Source organism: Actinomadura darangshiensis (genome assembly GCF_004349235.1).
Taxonomy (GTDB): domain Bacteria; phylum Actinomycetota; class Actinomycetes; order Streptosporangiales; family Streptosporangiaceae; genus Spirillospora; species Spirillospora darangshiensis.
Genome location: NZ_SMKY01000592.1, coordinates 1 through 1,925, shown reverse-complemented (window position 1 = coordinate 1,925; position 1,925 = coordinate 1). Strand labels below are relative to the sequence as shown.

General features: G+C 68.2%; 2 protein-coding genes and 1 pseudogene. All 3 read left to right on the top strand.

Annotation, left to right across the window (positions count from 1 at the left end):
• Positions 1–448: 448 nt before the first annotated feature.
• A complete protein-coding gene (locus tag E1293_RS46715; protein ID WP_132206541.1) occupies positions 449–781 on the top strand; it encodes a hypothetical protein in 333 nt (110 codons plus the stop codon).
• Between the two features lie 297 nt (positions 782–1,078).
• Positions 1,079–1,249, top strand: coding sequence for a hypothetical protein (locus tag E1293_RS48395; RefSeq protein WP_165978729.1), 171 nt, complete (start codon positions 1,079–1,081; stop codon positions 1,247–1,249).
• A 92-nt stretch (positions 1,250–1,341) separates the two neighbouring features.
• Positions 1,342–1,771 (top strand): annotated as a pseudogene (locus E1293_RS46705) (IS110 family transposase); the annotation flags it as partial.
• Positions 1,772–1,925: the final 154 nt, after the last annotated feature.

Below are 1,925 nucleotides of genomic sequence, written 5' to 3'. Positions count from 1 at the left end.
ACCAGGCGAACGAGCGAACGCACAGCTCAAGTCATGGCGGATCCTGCGGAAGCTGCGCTGCAGCCCGAGCAAGGCCGGCCACATCGTCAAGGCCATCGCCGTCCTACAAAACCACCGCGTCGCTCAGGCCGCCCGAGGATGAAATGGGTTCACTGAGCGGCGCTCGGGCCCCACAAGCCCGGGCCTCCCGACAACAGCCTGCCAACGTCCACGGGGCCCGACCCCTCAGGGAGAGGAGGCCGAACCTCCACAACTCAGCACTGATGCACCATCGCCCATTCCGATACCGCGACCCGACCCGACCCAAACCCGCACCACCGCGCCGGCAACGCTGCTGGGCACCAGGGCTTTAGGCGGGGACGGGCTGAACGGTCAGGTTGCTGGGTAGGTAGCCGAACGTGCTTGGAGGGCTGGTTAGTCGACGGGCTCGGGCGTCAAGTTGGCCGGTATGGGCAGCGAAGACCGCGCGCTCCGAATGAAGGCGCACGGGACGCGGTCGAGCGGCGAACAGCGTGCCGCCCAATCGTCCGACTTTCCCGCGCCGAGTAGGACGCCCGCGGAGCAAAGGCGTGAAAGCGAGGAGTACGCGCGGCAGGCGATGGTCTCCTCGGCGCGTGCCCATGACCGCGCCGCAACGCTGCTGGAAGAAATGGCAGCCGTTAACCCCGAAGAGGCCGAGTTCCATCTGCAGTCGGCCGCCCGCCACCGAAGGTGGGCTGAGAACGATAGAAACCTGGCCCAGAAGTACGCGCCACAGGGCGGAGATCCCGACGGTTTGTGAATACGCGAGCCATGTTGCAGGGGTGGGGCGAGAAAGCCCTTAACGAGAGTGAGGCGGGAAGGGCCTAACGGAGGATGGAACATGACCGTCGATCCGGGGGCTTGGCCACTACTCGCCGTTCGCTGCACGCGGGGGCGGAGCTGCTCCTAGCCGGGCCGTTGTACAGGCGTAGCGGGACGATTCGGCTGAGGATCGTCCCCGGCGGGTTCACCACCGTCCAGGCGCCCGGCATACGCGTGGACGGGACGGGGTTCGTGGCCGGCGGCCGTGAGATCCCGCTGAACGGAGCCACCTGCCGTGAACCCGGCCACGGTGGCGCACACCGAGGCCGGGGACGCCGAGGACCTTTACAAGGACCGCAGTGGCCCCGACTCCGACGACCGTCTCGGTGCCGACAACCCTCTCGGTGCCGACGCGGAGGCCGTGCACAGTATCGAGGGTACTTCGCTCGTGACCATGAGGCATTGATGAGGTTCGGCGCCGGGGGTGTCGGCGTGACTCGGGGCGGGCGAGTCAGGTGAAGCGGGGCAGCGGGTTAGGGGTGGCGTGCTTTTGTTATGGACGGCCAGATCCGCGACACCTTCCGCGCCGCCATCATCGAGTCCATGCCCGGCATGGGCCCGATCCTGGGCACCGAGTTCATCGCGATCGTCGGTGACCTGTCCGGCTATGCCGGCGCCGACCGCCTGGCCGCGCACACCGGGCCGGCGCCGGTCCCGCGCGACTCAGGCCGCCGTACCGGCAACCTGCATCGCCCGAAGAACTACAACCGCAGGCTGCGGCACATCTTCTCCATGGCCGCCCAGACCGCCATGATGCGTCCCGGCCCATCGCGCAACCACTACCTGCGCAAAACGCTCCGAAGGACTGAAACACACCTAGGCAATCCTCCCGCTGCCCCGCTGCCCCGCTGCCCCGCTGCCGCGTGGGCGCTGCCGCGTGGGCGATGCCGCGTGGGCGATGCCGCGTGACAACCGGACATTCACCCCGCCCGGCTGGTCACGCAGGCGGCTTGACTTGGTCATTGAGATTCCTCCCCGGCCGGGGCATCGGCCCCAGCCTTCCGGATCACCGCCCCACCCACACGATCTTTAGGACAGTCCCGATCGCTTGGCCGGGGGGTGTTCGGGGGTTGCTTGGGGGG

Excerpts from the sequence above, each read along its gene's own strand:
- E1293_RS46715 (WP_132206541.1), top strand. The coding sequence starts at position 449 with ATGGGCAGCGAAGACCGCGCGCTCCGAATGAAGGCGCACGGGACGCGG.